The 20,452-nt window shown below is 62.4% G+C and carries 13 protein-coding genes; 8 read left to right on the forward strand and 5 right to left on the reverse strand.

The window, feature by feature from the left end:
* Positions 1-51 precede the first annotated feature (51 nt).
* Together RQ865_RS02870 and RQ865_RS02875 are read left to right on the forward strand one after the other, a co-directional pair.
* Complete coding sequence (locus RQ865_RS02870) at positions 52-2,580, forward strand: ATP-dependent Clp protease ATP-binding subunit (RefSeq protein WP_311477364.1); 2,529 nt, start codon at positions 52-54, stop codon at positions 2,578-2,580.
* 381 nt (positions 2,581-2,961) lie between these two features.
* A complete protein-coding gene (locus RQ865_RS02875; protein ID WP_311477366.1) occupies positions 2,962-4,230 on the forward strand; it encodes an MFS transporter in 1,269 nt (422 codons plus the stop codon).
* Between the two features lie 529 nt (positions 4,231-4,759).
* Here the strand turns inward: RQ865_RS02875 and RQ865_RS02880 are convergent.
* Positions 4,760-6,529 carry a GAF domain-containing protein gene (locus tag RQ865_RS02880; RefSeq protein WP_311477368.1) on the reverse strand — a complete coding sequence of 590 codons (1,770 nt, stop codon included), beginning with the start codon at positions 6,527-6,529 and terminating at the stop codon, positions 4,760-4,762.
* Positions 6,530-6,680: 151 nt separating this feature from the next.
* Between RQ865_RS02880 and RQ865_RS02885 the strand changes: the two genes are divergently transcribed.
* From RQ865_RS02885 to RQ865_RS02895, 3 genes are all read left to right on the forward strand, one after another.
* Positions 6,681-7,805 carry an alcohol dehydrogenase catalytic domain-containing protein gene (locus RQ865_RS02885; protein ID WP_311477370.1) on the forward strand — a complete coding sequence of 375 codons (1,125 nt, stop codon included), beginning with the start codon at positions 6,681-6,683 and terminating at the stop codon, positions 7,803-7,805.
* A gap of 74 nt (positions 7,806-7,879) precedes the next feature.
* Positions 7,880-9,364: an NAD(P)/FAD-dependent oxidoreductase gene (locus RQ865_RS02890; protein ID WP_311477371.1), complete on the forward strand. Its 1,485-nt coding sequence runs from the start codon at positions 7,880-7,882 to the stop codon at positions 9,362-9,364.
* A gap of 189 nt (positions 9,365-9,553) precedes the next feature.
* Positions 9,554-10,522, forward strand: coding sequence for an alpha/beta hydrolase (locus RQ865_RS02895; RefSeq protein ID WP_311477373.1), 969 nt, complete (start codon positions 9,554-9,556; stop codon positions 10,520-10,522).
* Between the two features lie 192 nt (positions 10,523-10,714).
* On the opposite strand, the gene RQ865_RS02900 is transcribed toward RQ865_RS02895, so the two are convergent.
* From RQ865_RS02900 to RQ865_RS02915, 4 genes are all read right to left on the reverse strand, one after another.
* Positions 10,715-11,827: an LPXTG cell wall anchor domain-containing protein gene (locus RQ865_RS02900; protein ID WP_311477374.1), complete on the reverse strand. Its 1,113-nt coding sequence runs from the start codon at positions 11,825-11,827 to the stop codon at positions 10,715-10,717.
* Positions 11,828-12,055: 228 nt separating this feature from the next.
* Positions 12,056-13,186 (reverse strand): LPXTG cell wall anchor domain-containing protein, encoded by a 1,131-nt coding sequence (locus RQ865_RS02905; protein ID WP_311477376.1) that lies wholly within the window; start codon positions 13,184-13,186, stop codon positions 12,056-12,058.
* Positions 13,187-13,276: 90 nt separating this feature from the next.
* Positions 13,277-14,416, reverse strand: coding sequence for an LPXTG cell wall anchor domain-containing protein (locus RQ865_RS02910; protein WP_311477378.1), 1,140 nt, complete (start codon positions 14,414-14,416; stop codon positions 13,277-13,279).
* Between the two features lie 87 nt (positions 14,417-14,503).
* On the reverse strand, positions 14,504-15,448 hold the full coding sequence (locus tag RQ865_RS02915; protein ID WP_311477380.1) for a Ppx/GppA phosphatase family protein: 945 nt from the start codon (positions 15,446-15,448) through the stop codon (positions 14,504-14,506).
* Between the two features lie 86 nt (positions 15,449-15,534).
* Between RQ865_RS02915 and RQ865_RS02920 the strand changes: the two genes are divergently transcribed.
* From RQ865_RS02920 to RQ865_RS02930, 3 genes are all read left to right on the forward strand, one after another.
* The gene (locus RQ865_RS02920) at positions 15,535-16,035 is read left to right on the forward strand and encodes an amino-acid N-acetyltransferase (protein WP_311477382.1); all 501 of its coding nucleotides are present in this window, start codon (positions 15,535-15,537) and stop codon (positions 16,033-16,035) included.
* Positions 16,036-16,151: 116 nt separating this feature from the next.
* Positions 16,152-19,460, forward strand: a complete 3,309-nt coding sequence (locus RQ865_RS02925; RefSeq protein ID WP_311477383.1) for an ExeM/NucH family extracellular endonuclease — start codon at positions 16,152-16,154, stop codon at positions 19,458-19,460.
* Between the two features lie 199 nt (positions 19,461-19,659).
* Entirely contained in the window at positions 19,660-20,295 is a 636-nt protein-coding gene (locus tag RQ865_RS02930) for a hypothetical protein (RefSeq protein ID WP_311477384.1), read from the forward strand.
* Positions 20,296-20,452: the final 157 nt, after the last annotated feature.

Raw genomic sequence — 20,452 nt, forward strand, 5'->3', positions numbered from 1 at the left:
CGAACCCCGCTACCGCTGTGCCACAGCGGTGCTGGAATTGGAGGGAATGGCATGTTCGAACGTTTTACCGACCGTGCTCGGCGCGTGATCGTCCTCGCCCAAGAAGAGGCGAAGATGCTCAACCACAACTACATCGGCACCGAGCACCTACTGCTCGGGCTCATCCACGAGGGCGATGGTGTGGCGGCGAAAGCGCTCGAAGCCCTGGGCATCTCGCTCGAGGCTGTGCGCGAGCAGGTCGAAGACATGATCGGCAAGGGGCAGCAAAAGCCCACCGGCCACATCCCCTTCACCCCGCGCGCTAAAAAGGTGCTTGAGCTGTCGCTGCGTGAAGCGCTGCAGCTGGGCCACAACTACATCGGCACCGAACACATCCTGCTCGGCCTGATCCGTGAGGGTGAGGGTATCGCGGCGCAGGTGCTCGTGAAACTCGGCGCCGACCTCAACTCGGTGCGCCAGCAAGTGATTCAGCTGCTTGCTGGCTACCAGGGCAAAGAGCCGGTGGCGGCCGGCGCCGGGCAGAGCGCGCCCGCATCCGGTAAGGGATCGGCCGTGCTCGACCAGTTCGGTGAGAACCTCACGCAGCTCGCACGCGACGGCAAACTCGATCCGGTGATTGGCCGCGAGAAAGAAATCGAACGCGTGATGCAGATTCTTTCGCGCCGCACCAAAAACAACCCCGTGCTCATCGGTGAACCCGGTGTTGGGAAGACCGCCGTTATTGAAGGCCTGGCGCAGGCCATCGTGAATGGCGAGGTGCCCGAGACCCTCAAAGACAAGCAGGTATATGCGCTCGACCTCGGCTCGCTGATTGCCGGCTCGCGCTACCGCGGCGACTTTGAAGAGCGCCTCAAGAAGGTCACCAAAGAGATCAAGAGCCGCGGCGACATCATCGTCTTCATCGACGAGATCCACACACTGGTGGGCGCCGGTGCTGCCGAAGGCGCGATCGACGCCGCCAACATCCTGAAACCGATGCTGGCGCGCGGCGAGATGCAGACCATCGGCGCCACCACGCTCGACGAATACAAGAAACACTTTGAAAAGGATGCGGCGCTCGAACGCCGCTTCCAGTCGATCATTGTTGACGAGCCGTCGGTGCCGCACACGATCAACATCCTCAAGGGGCTGCGCGAAAAGTACGAGTCGTTCCACAAGGTCACCATCACCGACGACGCAATTGTCGCCGCCGTGAACCTTTCCGACCGCTACGTCAGCGACCGTCAGCTGCCCGACAAAGCCATCGACCTGATCGATGAGGCCGGTGCCCGGCTGCGCCTTTCGGTGCTGTCGTCACCGCCCGAACTGCGCGAACTCGACGAGAAGATCGCGACGGTGCGCGGCGAAAAAGACGACGCCATCGCGGTGCAAGACTTTGAAGGCGCGGCCAAACTGCGCGACACCGAGAAGGAGCTGCTTGGTGAGCGGCTGCGTCTCGAAAAGCAGTGGAAAGCTGGCGAGGTGAAGGCCGTGGGCACGGTGGATGCCGGGCTCATTGCCGAAGTGCTCGCTGCTGCCACCGGTATTCCGGTATACAAACTCACCGAAGAAGAGACCGCCCGCCTGGTGTTCATGGAGGATGCGCTGCACGAGCGCGTTATCGGCCAGCACGAGGCCATCGCGGCGCTGTCGCGCACCATTCGCCGCACCCGCGCCGGCCTGAAAGACCCGAACCGCCCATCAGGCTCGTTCATTTTCGCCGGGCCCACCGGTGTTGGTAAAACCGAGCTGGCGAAGGCGCTTGCCGAGTTCTTGTTCGATGACGAGTCGGCACTGATCACGCTCGACATGTCGGAGTTCGGTGAGAAGCACACCGTTTCGCGACTGTTCGGTGCTCCTCCAGGGTTCGTTGGTTTTGAAGAGGGCGGGCAGCTCACCGAAAAGGTGCGCCGCAAGCCGTTCTCGGTGGTGCTGTTCGACGAAATCGAAAAAGCGCACGCCGATATCTTCAACTCGCTGCTGCAGATTCTTGAAGAGGGGCGCCTCACCGACGGGCAGGGCCGCGTCATCGACTTCAAGAACACCGTGATCATCATGACCACGAACCTCGGCGCGAAAGACATCGCCGGTGGCCCCGTTGGCTTCCAGATTGAGGGCGACACCGAAACCTCGTACGACCGGATGAAGGCGAAGGTCAACGAAGAGCTCAAGAAGCACTTCAAGCCCGAGTTCTTGAACCGTGTTGACGACACGATCGTGTTCCCGCAGCTGACGCCGAAGGAACTGCTCGAAATCGTTGACCTGTTCATCAAGCGCCTGAGTGAGCGGATGCTCGACCGCGATATGACGATCAAGCTGAGCGAGGAAGCCAAAGAACAGCTCATCAAGGTGGGCTACGACCCGGCCCTCGGTGCGCGCCCGCTACGCCGCGCCGTGCAGCACGAGATCGAAGACCCGCTGAGCGAGAAGATCCTGCGCGGAGAGCTCATCGGCGGCGACCACGTTGTGGTCGATCACCGCGATGGCGAGTTCACCTTCGATGTGCAGCGCACCGAGCGCGTCGGCGCCGGTGCCACCGGTGCTGCGGGGGTTGATGGCATCGCGGATGCGGGGGCCGCAACCGCCGACCGCGGCGAATAGCGGCGTTTAGGCAGGGGGCGAGGCGTGGGCCTCGCCCCCTTTTGCTGTGCGGGGCGCGTGGTGGCGGGGGTGCCGCTCTGCGCGCCCGTGCTCTGCGCCCCGCGTTCCCGCGTTCCCGCGTTCCGTTTCTCCCGCGTTCCCGCATCCGGTTTCTCCCGCAAGTGACCCTCTTATTGCCAAATGACCCTGCTGTAGCAGGGTCAGTCTGCAGTTACAGGGCCACTTGCCGGTGGGAGCAGTGCTGGCGAGAGCAGTGTTGGTGGGATTGGTGTTGGCGGAAGAGCCAGTAAGCAGTTGCAGGGTCAGTTGCCGGAAAGGAGCGGGGAGGGCAGAAGCGAGAGCGCAGCCTGCTGTGACCCAGCGAGCGCTAACCTGATTCCCATGACCCAACACCGCGCCAATGAACCAGCCCTGTGGCGCGTGCTGACCGTAGCGTTCTTGCCCACACTCATCTACTCGATCGGGCAGGGAACGATTGTTCCGGTCATCCCGTCTGTTGCCGCATCCCTTGGCGCCGATGTCGCCTTCGCTGGATTTATTGCCGGGTCGCTGTTGATTGGCCAAGCCATCGGTAACCTGCCCGCCGCATCCGTTGTGGCACGACTGGGGGAGCGGCAAGCGATGACGCTGGCGGCACTAGCGACCATCGTCGGTGCCCTCATCTCGGTGACGGCCACAACCACCTGGATGCTGCTGGTCGGCGTGGTGCTGCAGGGACTGATGACGGCAGTCTTTGCGCTTGCCCGGCAGTCATTTCTCACCTCGTATGTGCCGCTGCGCGTGAGGGCGCGGGCGATGTCGTCGCTCGGGGGCGTGTTCCGCTCGGGAGCTTTCGTTGGGCCGTTTGTTTCAGCCTGGCTGATCAGCCAAACGCAATCGCCGCAGTTCAACTTTTGGGCGTACATCGTGTGTTCGGCGCTGGTGGTGGTAACGCTGCTCGTGCTGCCCGATGTCGAAAAAACCGCCGGTCGGCCAGCGGTGCGCAAACAGGTGAGCGTGGCGCCTTCCGACCGGCTCTGGCCGACGATTGTGCGGCGACGGGATGTGCTGTTGACGCTTGGGATCGGGGCCGGGGCGCTGTCCATGCTGCGATCGGCGCGTCAGGTGGTGTTGCCACTGTGGGGACACGCGGTTGGGCTTGATCCGGCAGCGATTTCGTTGGTGATAGGGATCGGCGGCGCCATCGATTTCGCGCTGTTTTTCACCAGCGGTTGGATTATGGACAAGTTTGGTCGCGCCGCGAGCGGGGTTCCAGCACTGATCGGGATCGGTATTGGATTTCTGGTGCTTGGTGCATCGATGTGGTTCGCAAATCCGCAGTGGTGGTTCATGATGGTGACCTGCTGGCTCGCGCTGTCGAACGGGATCGGTTCGGGCATCGTGATGACACTCGGCGCCGATCTCGCTGATCCCGACAACCCGGCGCCGTTTCTGGGGGCATGGCGCACCATTATCGATGCATCCGCTGCGATGGTGCCGTTTTTGGTGTCGGGTTTTTCGGCGCTTGCGGGCCTGGTGGCAACCGCGATGCTCTTCGGCGGAATCGGGCTGTTCGGCGGGTTGTTGTTTGCGCGCTACATCCCGCGCTATGTGCCAAAACCGCACGACGAACGGGTCGATACCGGCGCCACTGAAATTCCAAGCGACTAGTTCTGGGGCTTGCTCGCCGGGCATGCTTGCAGGTCTACCTGCTTATCCCTGCTTGCATTTTTGTCTGCGTGCTTGCATTCTTATTTGCCTGCATTCCCGCCGCTCCCTCTGCCTCTCTGCCGCTTACCCTCGCGGATTTTTGTTTCCTGGCTGCATCCCCGGTGCGAAATTTGTTTCCTGACTGCAGTCCCTCTGCGGAGTTTTGTTTTCTGGCTGCAAAAAGCGGGCTTTCTCTAGGGTGAAACGTTTCAAGCCCCGGTTTTGAAGTCAAGAATCAGGAAACAGGAAACAAAAATCTGAGGTCAGGAAACAAAAATCTGCAGGGCGGGTGCGGCCGGGGCGGACTGGGTTTGGGGTGCCGGGGGTGCAGGGCAGGGAAGGAATGCAGGGCAGGGATGCGGGGCAGGGCAGAGCGGGTTTGCGGGGCAGGGATGCGGGGCAGGGCAGGGCGAGGTTGCGGCAGAGCGAGGTTGCGGCGGGGCGCAGGGGGTGCGGGGCAGACCGAACCGGGTGCGCAGGGCGGGCAGACCTAGCTGCTGCCTACTAGGCGGTGGGCGGCGAGCATCACGTGGATATCCAGCCCGCGGCGACCACCCGCCCATCCAGGGCCGAGCAGCGTCGTGATGCGTTCTAGCCGCTGCCGCACTGTGTTTTCGTGCACGTGCAGCTGCTTTGCGGTGTCGGCCACCGAGTGTGCGGCATCTAGGTAAGCCGCCGCAGTGTTGACCAGCGCCGTGCCGTGCTCGCGGTCGTAGTTCAGCAGCGGCCCAAGAATCTGCTCGATCGCCAGCTTGGTTGGTTCGATGGTGACTCGCGTGAGAAACGCCCCCAGTGCGCCATAGCTCTCAAGCGAGACGAGGATGCGGTCGTGTCCGCTGCGGCGCGCAGCCTCGACCACGCGCAGCACTAGGTCGTACTCTTCCGGTGCAATATTCAACATGTGCAGGGTGGGCGAGTGTCCCACCAGCAGGGCTCCGCGCCGCCGCGCCCCCGGCGCCCCCAGCTCGCTTTCGATCGCGGCGAATGCCCGCTCGGGCGCGATTGCCACCAGTCGATCGTCGATGCGGGCGCGCAGCAGTGTGCTGCCGAAATCGACCTCGAAACGGTGGTCGAGATCGTCGAGCGTGGTGACTGAACCGTCGGCAACCACGATGCGAAACGGTTCGCCCTCGCGCACCCCGAACTCGTCGAGGCGCAGCAGCGCTGTGGGGGTTGGGCCGCCTGGCGGCGGGCTGAGCAGTTCGAGGATGAGGTCGTGGCGGCGACGGCTGAGGTCGCCCAGCTCGCGGTGGTGGGCGCGCAAGAAGGTGTCGAGCATCCGCGCGCTGCGCCGCAGCAGCTCGGCTTCTTGCGGCTCGACATCCCCCTCGATCAGCACGGATGCGATGGGTCTGCCCGACTTCACTCCAGCGGTCATTACCGTGAAGCGTGAACCGTCGTCGCGCCTACCGGTTACGGGCATCCCCTGCTGCGCCGAAAGCGTCACTAGCGCCCGTTCGCTGTCGATCATCTCGGTGAGGGAGTCGTCGAGCGCGAACCGCACGGTCAGGTCGGCAAGCCGCACATCCCGTCCGAGCTCGCGCGACATGCCTTCGCGCAGTGCCGCCAGGCCGCCGCCGGCAGCGAGTGCCTCGATGAGTGCCTCGTCGACCTGCACGATTCGTCGCTGCTGTGCGAGCAGTGCCTCACTTGCGGCAAGCTGTTCGCGCAGCGGTTCGGCGCGAGCGCGCTCGCGGGTGATGTGTTCTTGGGTTGAAATCGCCACCGCTGCCAGGTCGGCGAACGTTTGGGCGATCTGTACTTCGTCGGGGGCGTGTCGATGCGGGTGCCGGTGTCCGATAATCAGTACGCCAATGGTGCGCTGTTCGGCCCGCAGCGGGATGGCGAGAGCCGCGCGTAGCCCTTCGTCAGCAACCGCGGCGTCGGTGGCGGGGTCGTGTTCGAAGCTGGTGTCGTCGAGGTAGTTGCTGGTGCGGGCAGGGTCGCCCGTTGCGGCTGCCTTCCCGGTGAGACCGGTTCCCAGCGGGATCGAAACCCGGTGTAGGGCGTCGGTAAACATGCCGTCGGATGCGATCGCCCGCCCGACGCCGGCATCCTCATCTACCAGCCCCAAGATGGCCAGGTCGGCATCGAGCAGCGAACGCAGTCGAGCCGTGAGCTGTTGCAACACATCGGCCAAGTCATCCAGCGGCGATACGAGGGCGCGCGCGAAGTCGCTGACAGCGCGCAAGAGCGCACGCTGACGCCGTTCGCGCTGGATGCTGGACTGCGAATCCAGGGTCGACTCGGGGTATGACATGTGTAATCCTCCATATGAAGACAGAAAATATGGATGAACCAACACTTACTTTAGGTCATTGAGCGAACATGATCGTTGAAAAGCAATCGCAAATCTCTGGCCGCATCCGGCAGTAGCGATCGCATCCCCCTCGAGTATCAATGGAGATGACGTGACGAACACCCGCACCATCCGCGGAGCCGTACTCAACAAGATCGGCGCCGAAGCACCTTTCGCTGAATCTCGCCCGATCACGATCGACGAACTCGAACTCACCGGCCCCGGCGAGAACGAACTGCTCGTGCGCATCGAGGCCGCCAGTATCTGCCACAGCGACCTCTCGGTTGTGAACGGCTCACGCCCTCGCCCCACCCCGATGCTGCTCGGCCACGAAGCCGCCGGTGTGGTTGAAGAGCTCGGCTCGGACGTCACCGACCTCGAGATCGGCCAGCGCGTGGTGCTCACCTTCCTGCCTCGCTGTGGCGAGTGCCGTGAGTGCCGCACCGACGGTAAACTGCCCTGCTCGGCCGGTTCGAAAACGAACGAAGAGGGCGTGCTGCTTGACGGCACCAAGCACCTCACCCGCAATGGTGAAGAGGTCAAACACCACCTCGGCTGCTCGGGTTTTGCCACCTACTCGGTTGTTGACCGCCGCTCGGTTGTGCCCGTGGGTGCAGACGTTCCCCCGTCGATTGCCGCCGTGCTCGGTTGTGCCGTGCTCACCGGTGGTGGCGCCGTGCTCAACGCCGCAAACCTCGGCCCCGACGACACCATCGCCATCGTCGGCCTCGGCGGTGTGGGTATGGCGGCGCTGCTCACCGCGCTCGCGGTCGACAACAAGAAGGTCATCGCCGTTGACGCCAACCCCGACAAGCTCACCCTCGCTCGCGAGTGGGGTGCCGACGAGGCCTACACGTCGGCCGAGGCTGCCGAAAAGGGCATCACCGCAGATGTGGTGATCGAGGCTGTCGGCCACCCGCGCGCGTTCGAGACCGCGTTCGGCATGATCGGTTTCGGTGGCACGCTCGTCACCGTGGGGCTGCCGGCTCCGGGTGCCATGAGCGAGATTGAGCCGCTCAAGCTCACCGCTCGTGCCGAGACGGTGATCGGTTCGTACCTCGGCTCGGCCGTGCCTTCGCGTGATATCCCCAAGTTTGAGCAGCTCTGGCGTGAGGGCAAACTGCCCCTCGAACGCCTGATCTCGAACGAAATTGCGCTCGACGAGATGAACGAGGGTATGGATGCGCTGTCGGCAGGCACCGTGCTGCGCCAGATCATCAAGTTCGAAAACGCCTAAACCACAACTTCACAAACCTCATCCCATTTACTCCGCCGCCCGGTAGCCGGGCGCAGCCAAGCAAAGGAATAACAATGACCCAGCACTACCGCGTTGCAATCCTCGGTGCCGGTTTCGGTGGCCTCGGCATGGGCGCCGAACTCGTTCGCGCCGGAATCCAAGACTTCGTGATCTTCGAGAAAGCCGACGAGATCGGTGGCGTGTGGCGTGACAACACCTACCCGGGTGCTGCTTGCGACACCCAGGCACACGTCTACTGCTACAGCTACTTCCCGCACCTGCGCGTCTCGCAGATGTACGCCGCCGGTGAAGAGATGCTCGGCTACCAGAAGGCCATGGCTAAGGAGTTCGGCCTCTACGACCACACCAAATTCAACTCGGAGATCACCGAAGCACGCTGGAACGACGACGAGGCCTACTGGGAACTCAAGCTCCGCAACGGCGACACCTACACCGCCGACGTGTTCGTTCCGGCCTGGGGTCAGCTGAACGCTCCCAAGACTCCGAAGTGGAAGGGCATGGAAGACTACAAGGGCATCATGTTCCACTCGGCAGAGTGGGATCACGATGTCGACCTCAAGGGCAAGAAGGTCATCTCGATCGGTTCGGCCGCATCGGCCGTGCAGTATGTGCCTGAGATCGCCAAGGAAGTTGCCCACCTCGAGGTGTTCCAGCGTTCGGCAAACTACATCTTCCCGCGCGAGCAGATCACCTTCACCGAAGAGCAGCTCGACGCTTTCGAAGAGAACCCCGAGCTGTTCGAAGAGTCGCGTCGCGCCATCCACGAGGTGCGTGAGGCAGGCTTCGAGCGCACCCGCACCGACTCGTCGGCCCAGTCTGAGGGTGCTCAGGAAGCGATCGACTACCTCAACTCGGTGATTGAAGACCCCGAGCTGCGCGAAAAGCTCACCCCGAAGTTCGAGTTCGGCTGCAAGCGCATCCTGCGCACCTCGGCCTACTACCCGACCTTCCTGCGTGACAACGTGACCCTCGTCACCGAGGCCATCGACCACTTCACCGAGAAGGGCATCGTCACCGAAGACGGCGTCGAGCACGAGGCAGACGTCATCATCTTCGGCACCGGCTTCTACTCGCAGAACTTCCAGGGCGACCTGTCGATCATCGGCCGCGGCGGCGTGACTCTCGCCGACCGCTGGGGCGAAGACGACGCCGAAGCCTACGTGGGTATCACCGTCGACGGCTTCCCGAACATGTTCCTCATGTACGGCCCGAACACCAACCTGAACCACAACTCGAACATCGCCATGTTCGAGATCCAGCAGCGCTACGTCGCCGACTTCCTCGAGAAGACTAAAGACATCGAGAAGGTTTCGGCCGATGTGCGTAAGGATGTCATCGACCAGTTCAACGCCACCATGCAGGAAGAGATGAAGGGTTCGGCCTACTCGAGCGAGTGCTCGAGCTGGTACAAGAACTCGAAGGGCAAGGTCATCAACAACTGGTCGGGCACCGTTGAGGAGTACCGCGACCTGGCGGAGACCTTCAACCCTGCCGACTACGAGATGCGTTCGGGCAACGAGGTGCTCGCAAGCGTCTAGTGCTTCGATAGCCGACGTGATCGGGTATTGAAAACGGCCGCCGGTTCATGCGCAGCGCGCGAGAACCGGCGGCCGTTACGTTGATATGAAAGATTGATTGTGGCGCCCCGACGACGTCGCGCCACAGCCGCATCCGGCTGGTGGTCACCGCCCCAGCGTGATGCTGAACAAGATTAGGAGCTGAACCCAATGAGTGAACTCATCGACATCGAACTGGTTGCGCCCGATCAGCGCGACGCTATTGCAGCTTTCCGAGCTGCTGGCGGCAAGTCGTTTCAGGATGCGGAATCGGTTGCGGTTGCACGCGAAAACTACGAAAAGTCGTGCGCGGCCAACGGCCTGCCGCGCGACGAGGTGAAGATTGTTGAAGACGTGCAGCTTGGCGAGGGCGACGAGCGCTTCACTATCCGCGTCTACGACAACCGTGCCGAACGCAACGCCGATGACCCGGTGATCGTGTTCTTCCACGGTGGTGGCTGGGTGATCGGTTCGCGCGAAACTCACGACCCGGTGTGCCGTCGCTTGGCAACGCTCACCAAGCTGCCCGTGGTGGCAGTTGACTACCGCCTCGGGCCCGAGCACCGTTTCCCGGCCGCCCACCTCGACTGCAAGCACACCGTTGAGTGGATTCGCGATAACGCGACCGAACGCGTGTGGAACCCGCAGCGTGTGGCCACTATTGGTGACTCGGCAGGTGGCGGGCTCGCGAACGTGCTCGCGTTCGAGCCGAGCCTGCTGGTCGACGGCACCACGGTCACCGCGCAGGTGCTGCTCTACCCGATGCTCGACATGAAAAACGAGACGCCCGCCTATGAGCGCATTGCCGAGGGCTTCCCACTGACTGCGAACTCGCTGCGCTGGTTCGGTGAAAACTTCCTTGCCAGCGATGCCGACCGCACCGACCCGCGGGTCTCGCCGATGCTGGCAGTGAAGGCGGGGGATGCGCCGCAACCGCCGGCGTTCATTCTCTCGCTGGGTCTTGACCCGCTGGGTGAAGAAGACCTCAACTATGCGCACAAGCTGGCGATGAACGGCACCTATGTGGAGCTCGTGCACCTTCCCCGTCACGCGCACGGCCTGTTCACTTCGGCAGGCAAGATCGCCTCGGGTGAGGTGATGCTGGAGCGCGCCGCGCAGTTCATTCTGCAGCAGGCGTAAGTTCATCAGGCACCGGTGGCGGCTGGCGGATGCTGGCCGCCACCGGTGTTTTCTGTGTTGTTATTGTGCTGCCGAACCGACCTCAGGTCACAAGTTGTGGCGTCTGGTGCGTCATTCATAAAGCGCGAGGGCGTGGGGCCTTTGTGGTCCCCACGCCCTCAACTGTCGATTAGTTGTGGCTCAGCGAGTTGCTTACGGTGTCGCCGAGCGTCGGCGTGCAAGTGCGAAGAGGGCGGCGCCGGTTGCGGTGAGGATGCCGCCGATGGTGAGGATGCCGAGTGGGTCGCCACCGGTGCGTGGCAGAGACCCCGGGGTGCCCTCGGTTGCGGTGGGTGTCGGTGAGGGGCCAGGCGTGGTGGCTGCCGTTGGGGTCGGCTGCAGAGTGTTGCTCGGCTCGGGAGTGGGCGTCGGAGTGGCCTCAGGGGTGGGTGTCGGCGTCACCTCTGGTGTCGGTGTCGGTGTCGGAGTCGGCTCTGGTGTCGGTGTCGGCGCGGGCTGGTCAACCACGCTGAACTCAGTGCAGAGCATCGATCCAAAGCGAAACTCGCTGAGAGCTTTACTCTCGTTCTCTGAGAATCCTTCACTCTTGAGCTTTTCGGCGTACTTGCGCTGCAGTGACCGAATCTCGTCATCGCTGCGCACTACGGTAACCCCGTGCTCTTCAGCGAAGAAACCCAAGCGGGTCTGGTTCGGATAGTCAAGCGCCTCGATCAACACAAAGTAGTCGCCGAGATAGCCGTCTTCGCTTTCGGGAAGAGCCGAGGTCCAGCGTAGTTCGTTGAGTTCGGCGATCGTCTCGTCGAGCTCGGCTTGATCTGCTCCCGACTGCTGCCAGCTGGGCGGTATCGTGATTGTGGCATCGTTGGGTTCCTTGCCGCCGAAGGTGAGCGAGGCGGTGCCGTCGCTGTCGCTCATAAAGAGGCCACGAATTTCCCAACTGCGGTCGGGGTATCCGCCGGGTTCAGGGCCTCGCGCGGGCGATTCCGTCAGTTTTTCGAAGAACGAGGGATGAAACTCTTGATCGAGCTTCTCAAACTCGCTCTTGGCGAGATCTGCGGGGCGATTGAGCTTACCGGGCCAGATCTGGGCGATGCCCATGGCGTACGGTGGGAGGCCTTCGATGGTGATGGTTACCCCGCGCTCGGTGAGCTGTGTCTCGGCCACCGGCGACGGCTCGATCTTGATCAAACCGGAAACATCGATGCATCCGCGTCGTGAGTCGGCGGCAGCTGGTTCTGGCTGCGGGAGCACAACACCCGCACAGACCACTGCGGTCAGGGCGAGGGCACTGAAGAGTTTTTTCATCAAAGCTAGATCCTGGAAGGTTTGCTGCGGTCATGCAGGGAGGCAGGCCGCGTGAAACTTAGCTGAAACATCGGGAATTGTAGCAGGCATCAGTTATGTCTTGGAACGGTCATTCTTCGGGTGAATATGAGAGCTGGTCAAGCGATGTTCGCCTACAACTAGTTGGGGGCGTGAGACCGCTTCGGCCCACGCCCCCAACTTGCAGCTAGCTGCGGCTCAGGCAGTTGCTTACAGTCTCGCCGCGCGGCGGCGTGCAAGTGCGAAGAGTGCGGCGCCGGTTGCGGTGAGGATGCCACCGACTGTGAGGATGCCGAGCGGGTCGCCACCGGTGCGTGGCAGAGACCCCGGGCCGCTCTCGGTTGCGGTGGGCGTCGGTGAGGGAGCGGGTGTGGTTGCTGCCGTAGGGGTTGGCTGCGGAGTGTCGCTCGGCTCGGGAGTGGGCGTCGGCGTCACCTCAGGGGTGGGTGTCGGCGTCACCTCCGGTGTCGGCGTCGGCTCCGGTGTCGGAGTCGGTGCGGGCTGGTCAACCACGCTGAACTCAGTGCAGAGCTTGATGCCGCCGCGATATTGGCTGAGGATGCCGCTCTCTTCTTGTGAGAAACCTTCGCTCATGAGCTTTTCAGCGTATTTGTTCTGCAGCGATTCAAGTTCGTCGGAGTTGTTCACCACGGTAACCCCGTGTTCGTCTGCAAAGAAGCCGTAGCCGGTGCGGCTCACCTCGTCAACGAACTCGATCACCACGGCGTAGTCACCGAGGTAGCCCGCTTCGCTTGTAGGAAGGGTCGACGTCCAGCGCCACTCGTTCAGATCGGCGAGCCGCGCTTCGAGTTCGTCCCGGTCGTGTCCAGACTGCTCCCAGCTCGGTGGCATCGTGATCTTCTCGTCTTGGAGCTGCTGGCCACCGAGGGTGAGCGAGAGGGTGCCACTGCTGTCGGTCACGAAATAACCACCAGTGACCGACCCTTGGGCGGGGCTATCGATGGATTCGGGGTAGCGCAGGGGGAGCTCTCGCAGCCTCGTAAAGAATGAGGGGTGAAACTCGAAATCACCCTCTTCAATCGCACTCTCGAGGTGCGCCTCATACTCGCTCGCGAGCTCAGCTCCGAAATGACGCAACTTCCCCGACCGCACAACGGCCTGACCGACAGCGTTCGGTGGGAGGCCTTCGATGGTGATGGTTACCCCGCGCTCGGTGAGCTGTGACTCGGTCACCGGTGAAGGTGCAATCTTGATGAAGTCGGGATACTCGATGCAGCTCTGTATTGAGTCGGAGGCTGCCGATGCTGGTTGTGGTTGGGGGAGCGCAATACCCGCACAGACCACTGCTGTCAGGGCGAGGGTGCCGAAGAGTTTTTTCATCAAAGGTGAATCCTGGAAAGTTTGCCACGGTCGAATGCGACCGCGATTCGCAAGGCGTGCCGCATGGTGCGGCCGTTGAACAGCGGAATCCTAGCAGTTGTCAGTTATGCGGCGGCGTGCAAGTGCGAAGAGTGCGGCGCCGGTTGCGGTGAGGATGCCGCCGACGGCGAGGACGCCGAGCGGGTCGCCACCGGTGCGTGGCAGTGACCCCGACCCGACCTCGGTCGCGGTGGGCCTTGGTGAGGGGCCAGGCGTGGTCGCTGCCGTTGGGGTCGGTTCTGGAGTGCTGCTCGGCTCGGGAGTCGGCGTCACCTCAGGCGTCGGCGTCGGTGTGGCCTCGGGAGTGGACGTCGGAGTATCCTCTGGTGTCGGCTCGGGCGTCGGTGTTGGCTCCGGTGTCGGTGCGGGTTGGTCAACCACACTGAACTCGGTGCAGAGCGAACTGCCCCCACGCAGGTCACTCACATATGAGCTCTCGAGTTCCGACAGCCCATCGCTCATGAGCTTCTCGGCGTATTTCTCTGCCAGTGGGCGAAGCTTCGAATAGTCGTCGACCACGGTAACCCCGTGTTCACCGGCGAAGAACGAGTATTCGGTGCGGCCAATGTAGTCAGCGAATTGCAAGACCACCACATAGTTGCCGAGGTAACCGTTTTCGTTTGCAGGAAGGGCGGAGGTCCAGCGCCGCTCGTTCAGATTGGCGAGCTCGTCTTCGAGTAGGTCCCGGTCACGGCCAGACTGCTCCCAGCTGGGCGGCATGGTGATTTCTTTGTCGTGGAGCTCGTGACCACCGAAGGTGAGCGAGAGGGTGCCATTGCTGTCGGTTACGAAATAGCCCCGACGGAACAATTCTTGGCGGGAGTTTTCGGATTCCTCGGGAAAATGTAGCGGCGACTCTCGCAACAGCCTAAAGAAATCGGGGTGAAACTCGAACTCGTCGGCTGCAGGATCGTTCTCAAACTCACTCACATAGTCGGCCCCGACGCTGTAGAGTTGTGCCGGCCCGACAATGGCCTCACCCACAACGTTCGGTGGCAGACCCTCGACGGTGATGGTTACCCCGTGCTCGGTGAGCTGTGACTCGGTCACCGGTGACGGTGCAATCTTGACGACCCCGGGAACATCAATGCAGCCGCGTCGGGAGTCGGCGGCCGCCGGTTCTGGTTGGGGAAGCACAATACCCGCACAGACCACGGCGGTCAGAGCGAGGGCACTGAAGGTTTTTCTCATCAACATGTGGATCCTGAAAGAGCTTAGTTATGTCTTACAGCGGCATCGACTCGGATTCTAGCCGTTCAAACACGCTGCCCGCTAGGCTCAGCGGCGGCCGGTGGTGGTGGGCAACCGGTCGAGATAGTCGAGCAGCACCCCTTCACGCATCGCCCACGGCGATACATCAAGCTGTTCGATACCAAACGCCGACATCACCTCCGACAATACGATGCCGCCGCCAACAATCTGAAACGCTCGGTCGGTGGTCACCCCCGGCAGCGCCGGGCGCGACTCGGCCCGAAGCTGCGCCAGCCGCGGGATCCAATCATCAAGCTGCCACTTGCGAAGTGTCATCCGGTCGTTCGGGCCAACGCCGTCAATCACCGAACCGGCAAGGCGCGTGAGCGAACGCACAGTCTTCGACGAGCCAACAAAATGATCGGCCGGCGCCAGATCACCAAACTTGCGCACCGCATCCGGCAGCAGCTTGCGCACGTGATGGCGCAGCTGGGTTAGCTCGTCGTCAAGAGGGGGATCGTGGTGGAAAAACTGTTTGGTGGTGCGCCCGGCTCCCAGCGGTAGCGACATCGCGAGCTCGGGAAGTTCATCGTCACCCACGGCCAGTTCGAGCGAGCCGCCACCGATATCAACCAGCATGATTCGCCCGGCAGCCCAACCGAACCAGCGCCGCACGGCCAAGAACGTGGTGCGTGCCTCATCCTCGCCCGACATCACCTGCAGATCGATACCGAACTCTTTTCGGATGCGCTTGAGCACCTTGGCGCCGTTTTTCGCCTCGCGAATCGCGCTGGTTGCCATGGGCAGCAGCTCATCAAGATTGGCATCGTCGATGAGCTGCTTCGCGTGCGCCATCGCCTCCATGATTCGCTGCACGCCGTGGTCGCTAATCGCTCCCGAGTTGTCGATGTATTGCATGAGTCGCAGCACCCGCTTTTGCGACACCATCGGCACCGGTTTTGCTCCCGGATGCGCGTCGACAATGACGAGATGAACGGTGTTAGATCCAACGTCGAGTACTCCGAGGCGCATGGGCTCAATCGTACTTTGGTACGACGCCAAGTGCGCGATGCACCGGCGCGCGACCGACGTGCTGCCGCAGCGTAGAGTTGTGGGCAATGAGCAAAATTGTGGTGCGCAAAGCCGAACTGCGCGATGTGCCGACCGTGTACGAACTGATTCAGCCGTACGTAACCGAGAACATCGTGCTGCAGAAAGACCTCGTTGTGCTCTATGAGTCGATGCGCGATTTTGCGGTGGTCGAGTTCGATGGCCGAGTGGTTGGCTGCGGGGCGCTGCACCTGCTGTGGCACGACCTGGGTGAGTTGCGCACCGTCGCGGTTGAACAGGGGATGCGCGGGCGCGGCATCGGTTACCGGGTGGTCGAGTTTCTGATCGCCGAGGCTCGAGAAATCGGGCTGTCGCGGCTGTTCTGTCTGACTTTTGAAACCGACTTTTTTGCTCGACACGGATTCGAGCCGGTTGCCGAACGGGTGATCGACACCAGCACCTATCACGAGATACTTCGGTCGCCGGATGAGGGCACCGCCGAGTTCTTGGATCTGCCGTGGGTGAAACCCAACACGCTCGGCAACACTCGCATGATTTTGACCCTGTAAGTCGCCGCTATCCGCACACCTGCAGGCCACCTGCAGGTTCATTCCCGTTTACCGCAGCGCTAACGCCCATCAGTAGTCTCGCCGGGTCATGACCGCCCACAGAAGGGAACACTTCGGTGCGATTTGGAAATAAGCTGGTCGCCACAACCGCCATTGCTGCGCTCGGTGCGGCAGGGCTGGTGGCGCTGCCGGTAAACGTGGACGATGCTGCGGCAGCGCCCTCGACCTCGCTGGTGATCAGCGAAGTCTATGGCGGCGGTGGCAATAGTGGCGCAAGCTACAAGCGCGACTTTATTGAGCTGTACAACGTGTCGGATCAGCCGATTGATCTTTCGGGATGGCAGGTCGAATACTTCTCGGCCAAGACCGGTAATTCGGGTGGCACCACCTCGCTGAGCGGCACCGTCGCCCCCGGCGACTACTACCTGATCGCACAGTCGCGCGGTTCGGGCGGCACAGTCGACTTTGAGTTTGATGCCGAGGGGTTGCTCAATATGGGCGGTAGAGAAGGCATCGTCGAACTGAGCAATAACGGCACCACAGTCGACCTGGTTGGCTGGGGTGCCGCGAAGCGGTTCGAGGGCACCCCTGCCGCAAGCACCAGCAACTCAACCTCGGCCGCCCGCACCCCGGTCACCCAAGACACCGACAACAATAAGGCCGACTTCACGATCGGTGAGCCGACGCCGCAAAAATCGGGCGGCAACGCATCCGACCCCACCGATACTCCGCAACCAACCGAGGCACCCGAACCGACCGAGACCCCGCAGCCAACCGAACCCGGTAGCGCTGCCACCCCGATTGTTGAGGTGCAGGGCGAGGGCGACAAATCACCGCTCGTCGACCAGACCGTCACCGTTGAAGGCATCGTGACCGCCGTGTATCCCACCGGTGGCAAGAACGGTTTCTTCATCCAGGCACCCGGCGAAGCCGACCCCACCCGCTCGAGCGGAGTGTTCATCTACGGCAGCAACTACGCCTCGGATGTGCAGATCGGCGACTCGGTTTCGGTCACCGGCAAGGTGGGTGAAAACTTCGGGGCCACCCAGATCACCGCAACCGGTGTCAGCAAGCTTGAGCAGTCACTCGGCGAAGCAACTCCCGTGAAACTCGATGCCTGGCCGGCCACCGATGCCGAGCGTGAACGCTATGAGGGAATGCTTCTCGAACTGTCGGGCAACTACACCGTCACCGACAACTACGGTCTGAACAGCTACGGCGAAATCGGGCTCGCTTTCGGCACCAAGCCGCTCGTACAACCCACCGAGGTGGGTGCTCCCGACTCGGCTGAGGCGCACGAGCAGGCCGCATACAACGCGGCTCACGGTGTGCTGCTCGACGACGGATCGACCTGGAACTACACCAAGAGCAAGGAAGCTCAAAACTCGCCACTGCCGTACCTTTCGCTCGACAAGCCGGTCACCGTGGGTGCTACCGCAACCTTCACCAAGCCAGTCGTGCTCGACTACGGCCACAACGCCTGGCGGTTGCAGCCGCAGCAGCAGGTAGTTGGTGCCGATTCAGAGTGGATTCCGGCAGCCTTCAGCGATGCCCGTGAAGCAGCACCCGCCGAGGTGGGTGGTGACATCACCGTCGGTACCTTCAACGTGCTGAACTACTTCACCTCGCTCGGAGAGCAAGAAAGCGGCTGCAAGTTCTACACCGACCGTGAGGGTAACCCCACCACCAATAACTACTGCCACGCCCGCGGCGCCTACAACGGCAAGAGTTTCGAGCGTCAGCAGACCAAGATCGTCTCGGCGATCAACAAATTGGATGCATCGGTCATCGCCCTCGAAGAGATCGAAGACTCGGCCGACTTCGGCCAAAACCGCGACGCCGCGCTCGCCAACCTGGTGAACGAACTGAACAAGAACGCGGGTGCCGAGAAGTGGGCATATGTGCCCTCGCCCGCGACCATCCCGGCAACCGGTGATGACGTCATCCGCACCGCGTTCATCTACCAGCCCGCCGAAGTGAGCTACGTGGATGGTTCGACCGAGATTCTCGACAACCCAAACTTCACGAACGCCCGCGCACCGCTGGCGGCAACTTTCACGCCGGTGGCGAAAGCCGACCAGAAGTTCGTGATGATCGCGAACCACCTCAAGTCGAAGGGTGGCGAAGGCTCGGGCGATAACGCCAGCTTCGACAAAGACGACAACCCGGCAAACAACGTCGGGGGTTGGAACGGTGACCGCACCCGTCAGGCGCAGGCCGTGGTCGACTTCGCTGCGGCACAGCAGCAGAAGCAGGGCACCGACCTGGTCTTCCTCACCGGTGACTTCAACGCGTACACCATGGAAGACCCGGTACAGACCATCGTCAACGCCGGCTATGTGCAGCAGGTGAGCGAGGGTGAATACTCGTACCTGTTCGGTGGCATGGTTGGTTCGCTCGACCACGTGTTTGCTTCGCCGGCAGCGGCGAAGCTCGTGACCGGCACCGATGTCTGGACGATCAACGCCTATGAGCCGATCGCGCTCGAGTACAGCCGCAACAACTCGAACGTGACGCAGCTGTACGCGCCCGACCAGTACCGCGCATCCGACCACAACCCGATGCTGATTGGCTTGCAGTTCACCCAGGTGCCGGAACCGACCGAAACACCGGGCCCAACCCAGACACAGCAGCCCACCGCGACGCCCATTCCGGGCGAAGTGACCCTGAGCACTGACGCCAGCGAATACCTGCTGCGCAGCAACGTCACCTTCCGTGGCGAAGGCTTCACCCCGGGTGCTGAGGTCACGATCGAACTGCACTCAAACCCGGTCAAGGTGGCGGATGTCGTCGCCGATGAGAACGGTGCAATCGAAGGTAAGTTCACGGTGCCGGCAACGACCGCACCGGGCGCACACCGAGTGGTTGCCGTCGAATCGGCCGACAAGACCGCTTCCGCCGAGATCACCGTGCTCGAACCCCAGCTCGAGGTGACACCGGTCAAGGCTTCGGCCGCCGACTCGACCGATGGTTTCTATGTTGAGGGTGCGAATTGGCCCGCCAACACCGAACTGTCGTTCGTGGTCACCGGCCCGAACGGCTACCGCGCCGAGCTCACCGATGTGGTTACCAATGACGACGGTGCCTTCGCGCAGCAGCTCACCTGGGCCGAGTTCGATGCTGAGGGCAACCTCATCGCCGACAAACTCGAGTTCCCGGCCGGTACCTACACGGTCACCGTCACCGACGGTGAGTTCACCCAGAAGATCACCTTCACGGTCACCGGCAGCGACGCGTCGCTGCCCGAAAAAGCCGACACCCAGTCGGGTGCTGCAGGTGTGAACTCGGCCGACGTCACCGACAAGCTCGCCACCACCGGTGCGAGCAACATGACGCCGCTGCTGGTCGCCACCCTCCTGGTGCTTGCAGCCGGTGCGAGCATGGTGGCATTGCGCCGCCGTAACGCCGAACGCAACGCCGAGTAGCGACGCGCGCCGGCTGAGCGGCGAACCGCTCACAAATCGGGCCGCCACTGACCACACGGTTGGTGGCGGCCCGATTGTCTCGGCGGCCGCAGCCCGCGCCGGTGGGGGAGCACCCGCACAGCCAGCGACGGTTGGCGCAGCGCGCATTCTCTCGGCCCTGCACGTGAGAATCTGCACCGCATCCGGGTAGATTACTGCTGTGAGCACCAAACCCAGCCCCGCGGTCTACCGGCGTCGTCGGATCGTGGCGCTGCTATTGCTCATCACTGTCATCGCCCTGATCTGGTGGGCCATCAGCGCGCTTGTTGGGCACTTCACCCGCGATCAATCGGCTGCGGCACCGACCACTGATCCGGCTGCGACCGTGGCGCCGACCGAAGCGGTCGAGCAAACCCCCGCACCGGCGCCTTCGCAACCAGAGCAGCCCGCCGAGCCACAGCCGTGCAGGCCAGAAGATGTTACTGTGACTGCCGCCACAGATGCGCGATCGTATGCGCCGGATGTTCTCCCGAAGCTCTCATTCAGCATCGAAAACACGGGAACCAGCGAGTGCACCTTTGATGTCGGCACGGCCGCACAGCAATTCCGCATCACCTCGGGGAGCGACCAGATTTGGATGTCAACCGACTGCCAGCAAAACCCCGAAAACCAGCAGGTGCTGCTGAAACCCGGGCGAAAGTTTGACTCACCCGAACTGGAATGGGTGCGAGAACGCTCCACCCCAGACACCTGCGACACGCAGCGTCCGGCAGCAGTTGGCGGCGATGCCTACTACCACCTCACCGTGACCGTCAACGGTGCCGAATCCGACCCGGTGATGTTCGTTCTCGAATAAGCCGCACTCTCGGCGCCGAAAAATATCGATGGCTTGGGATGCATCCAAGCCATCGACCGAATTGCACCGGCAGCCAAAACACGCCAAAGATGGGTGCTCTTGTAACGCTTTGTTTACGTGGCGGTTGCAGGAATGTAACAGCTGACTGGAACTCTGT

Origin of the sequence: uncultured Gulosibacter sp., assembly GCF_963509965.1 — a bacterium.
GTDB lineage: Bacteria > Actinomycetota > Actinomycetes > Actinomycetales > Microbacteriaceae > Gulosibacter.

Coding starts and splice junctions, on each gene's coding strand:
- RQ865_RS02870 (WP_311477364.1), top strand. CDS start 52: ATGTTCGAACGTTTTACCGACCGTGCTCGGCGCGTGATCGTCCTCGCC.
- RQ865_RS02875 (WP_311477366.1), top strand. CDS start 2,962: ATGACCCAACACCGCGCCAATGAACCAGCCCTGTGGCGCGTGCTGACC.
- RQ865_RS02880 (WP_311477368.1), bottom strand. CDS start 6,529: ATGTCATACCCCGAGTCGACCCTGGATTCGCAGTCCAGCATCCAGCGC.
- RQ865_RS02890 (WP_311477371.1), top strand. CDS start 7,880: ATGACCCAGCACTACCGCGTTGCAATCCTCGGTGCCGGTTTCGGTGGC.
- RQ865_RS02895 (WP_311477373.1), top strand. CDS start 9,554: ATGAGTGAACTCATCGACATCGAACTGGTTGCGCCCGATCAGCGCGAC.
- RQ865_RS02900 (WP_311477374.1), bottom strand. CDS start 11,827: ATGAAAAAACTCTTCAGTGCCCTCGCCCTGACCGCAGTGGTCTGTGCG.
- RQ865_RS02905 (WP_311477376.1), bottom strand. CDS start 13,186: ATGAAAAAACTCTTCGGCACCCTCGCCCTGACAGCAGTGGTCTGTGCG.
- RQ865_RS02910 (WP_311477378.1), bottom strand. CDS start 14,416: ATGAGAAAAACCTTCAGTGCCCTCGCTCTGACCGCCGTGGTCTGTGCG.
- RQ865_RS02915 (WP_311477380.1), bottom strand. CDS start 15,448: ATGCGCCTCGGAGTACTCGACGTTGGATCTAACACCGTTCATCTCGTC.
- RQ865_RS02920 (WP_311477382.1), top strand. CDS start 15,535: ATGAGCAAAATTGTGGTGCGCAAAGCCGAACTGCGCGATGTGCCGACC.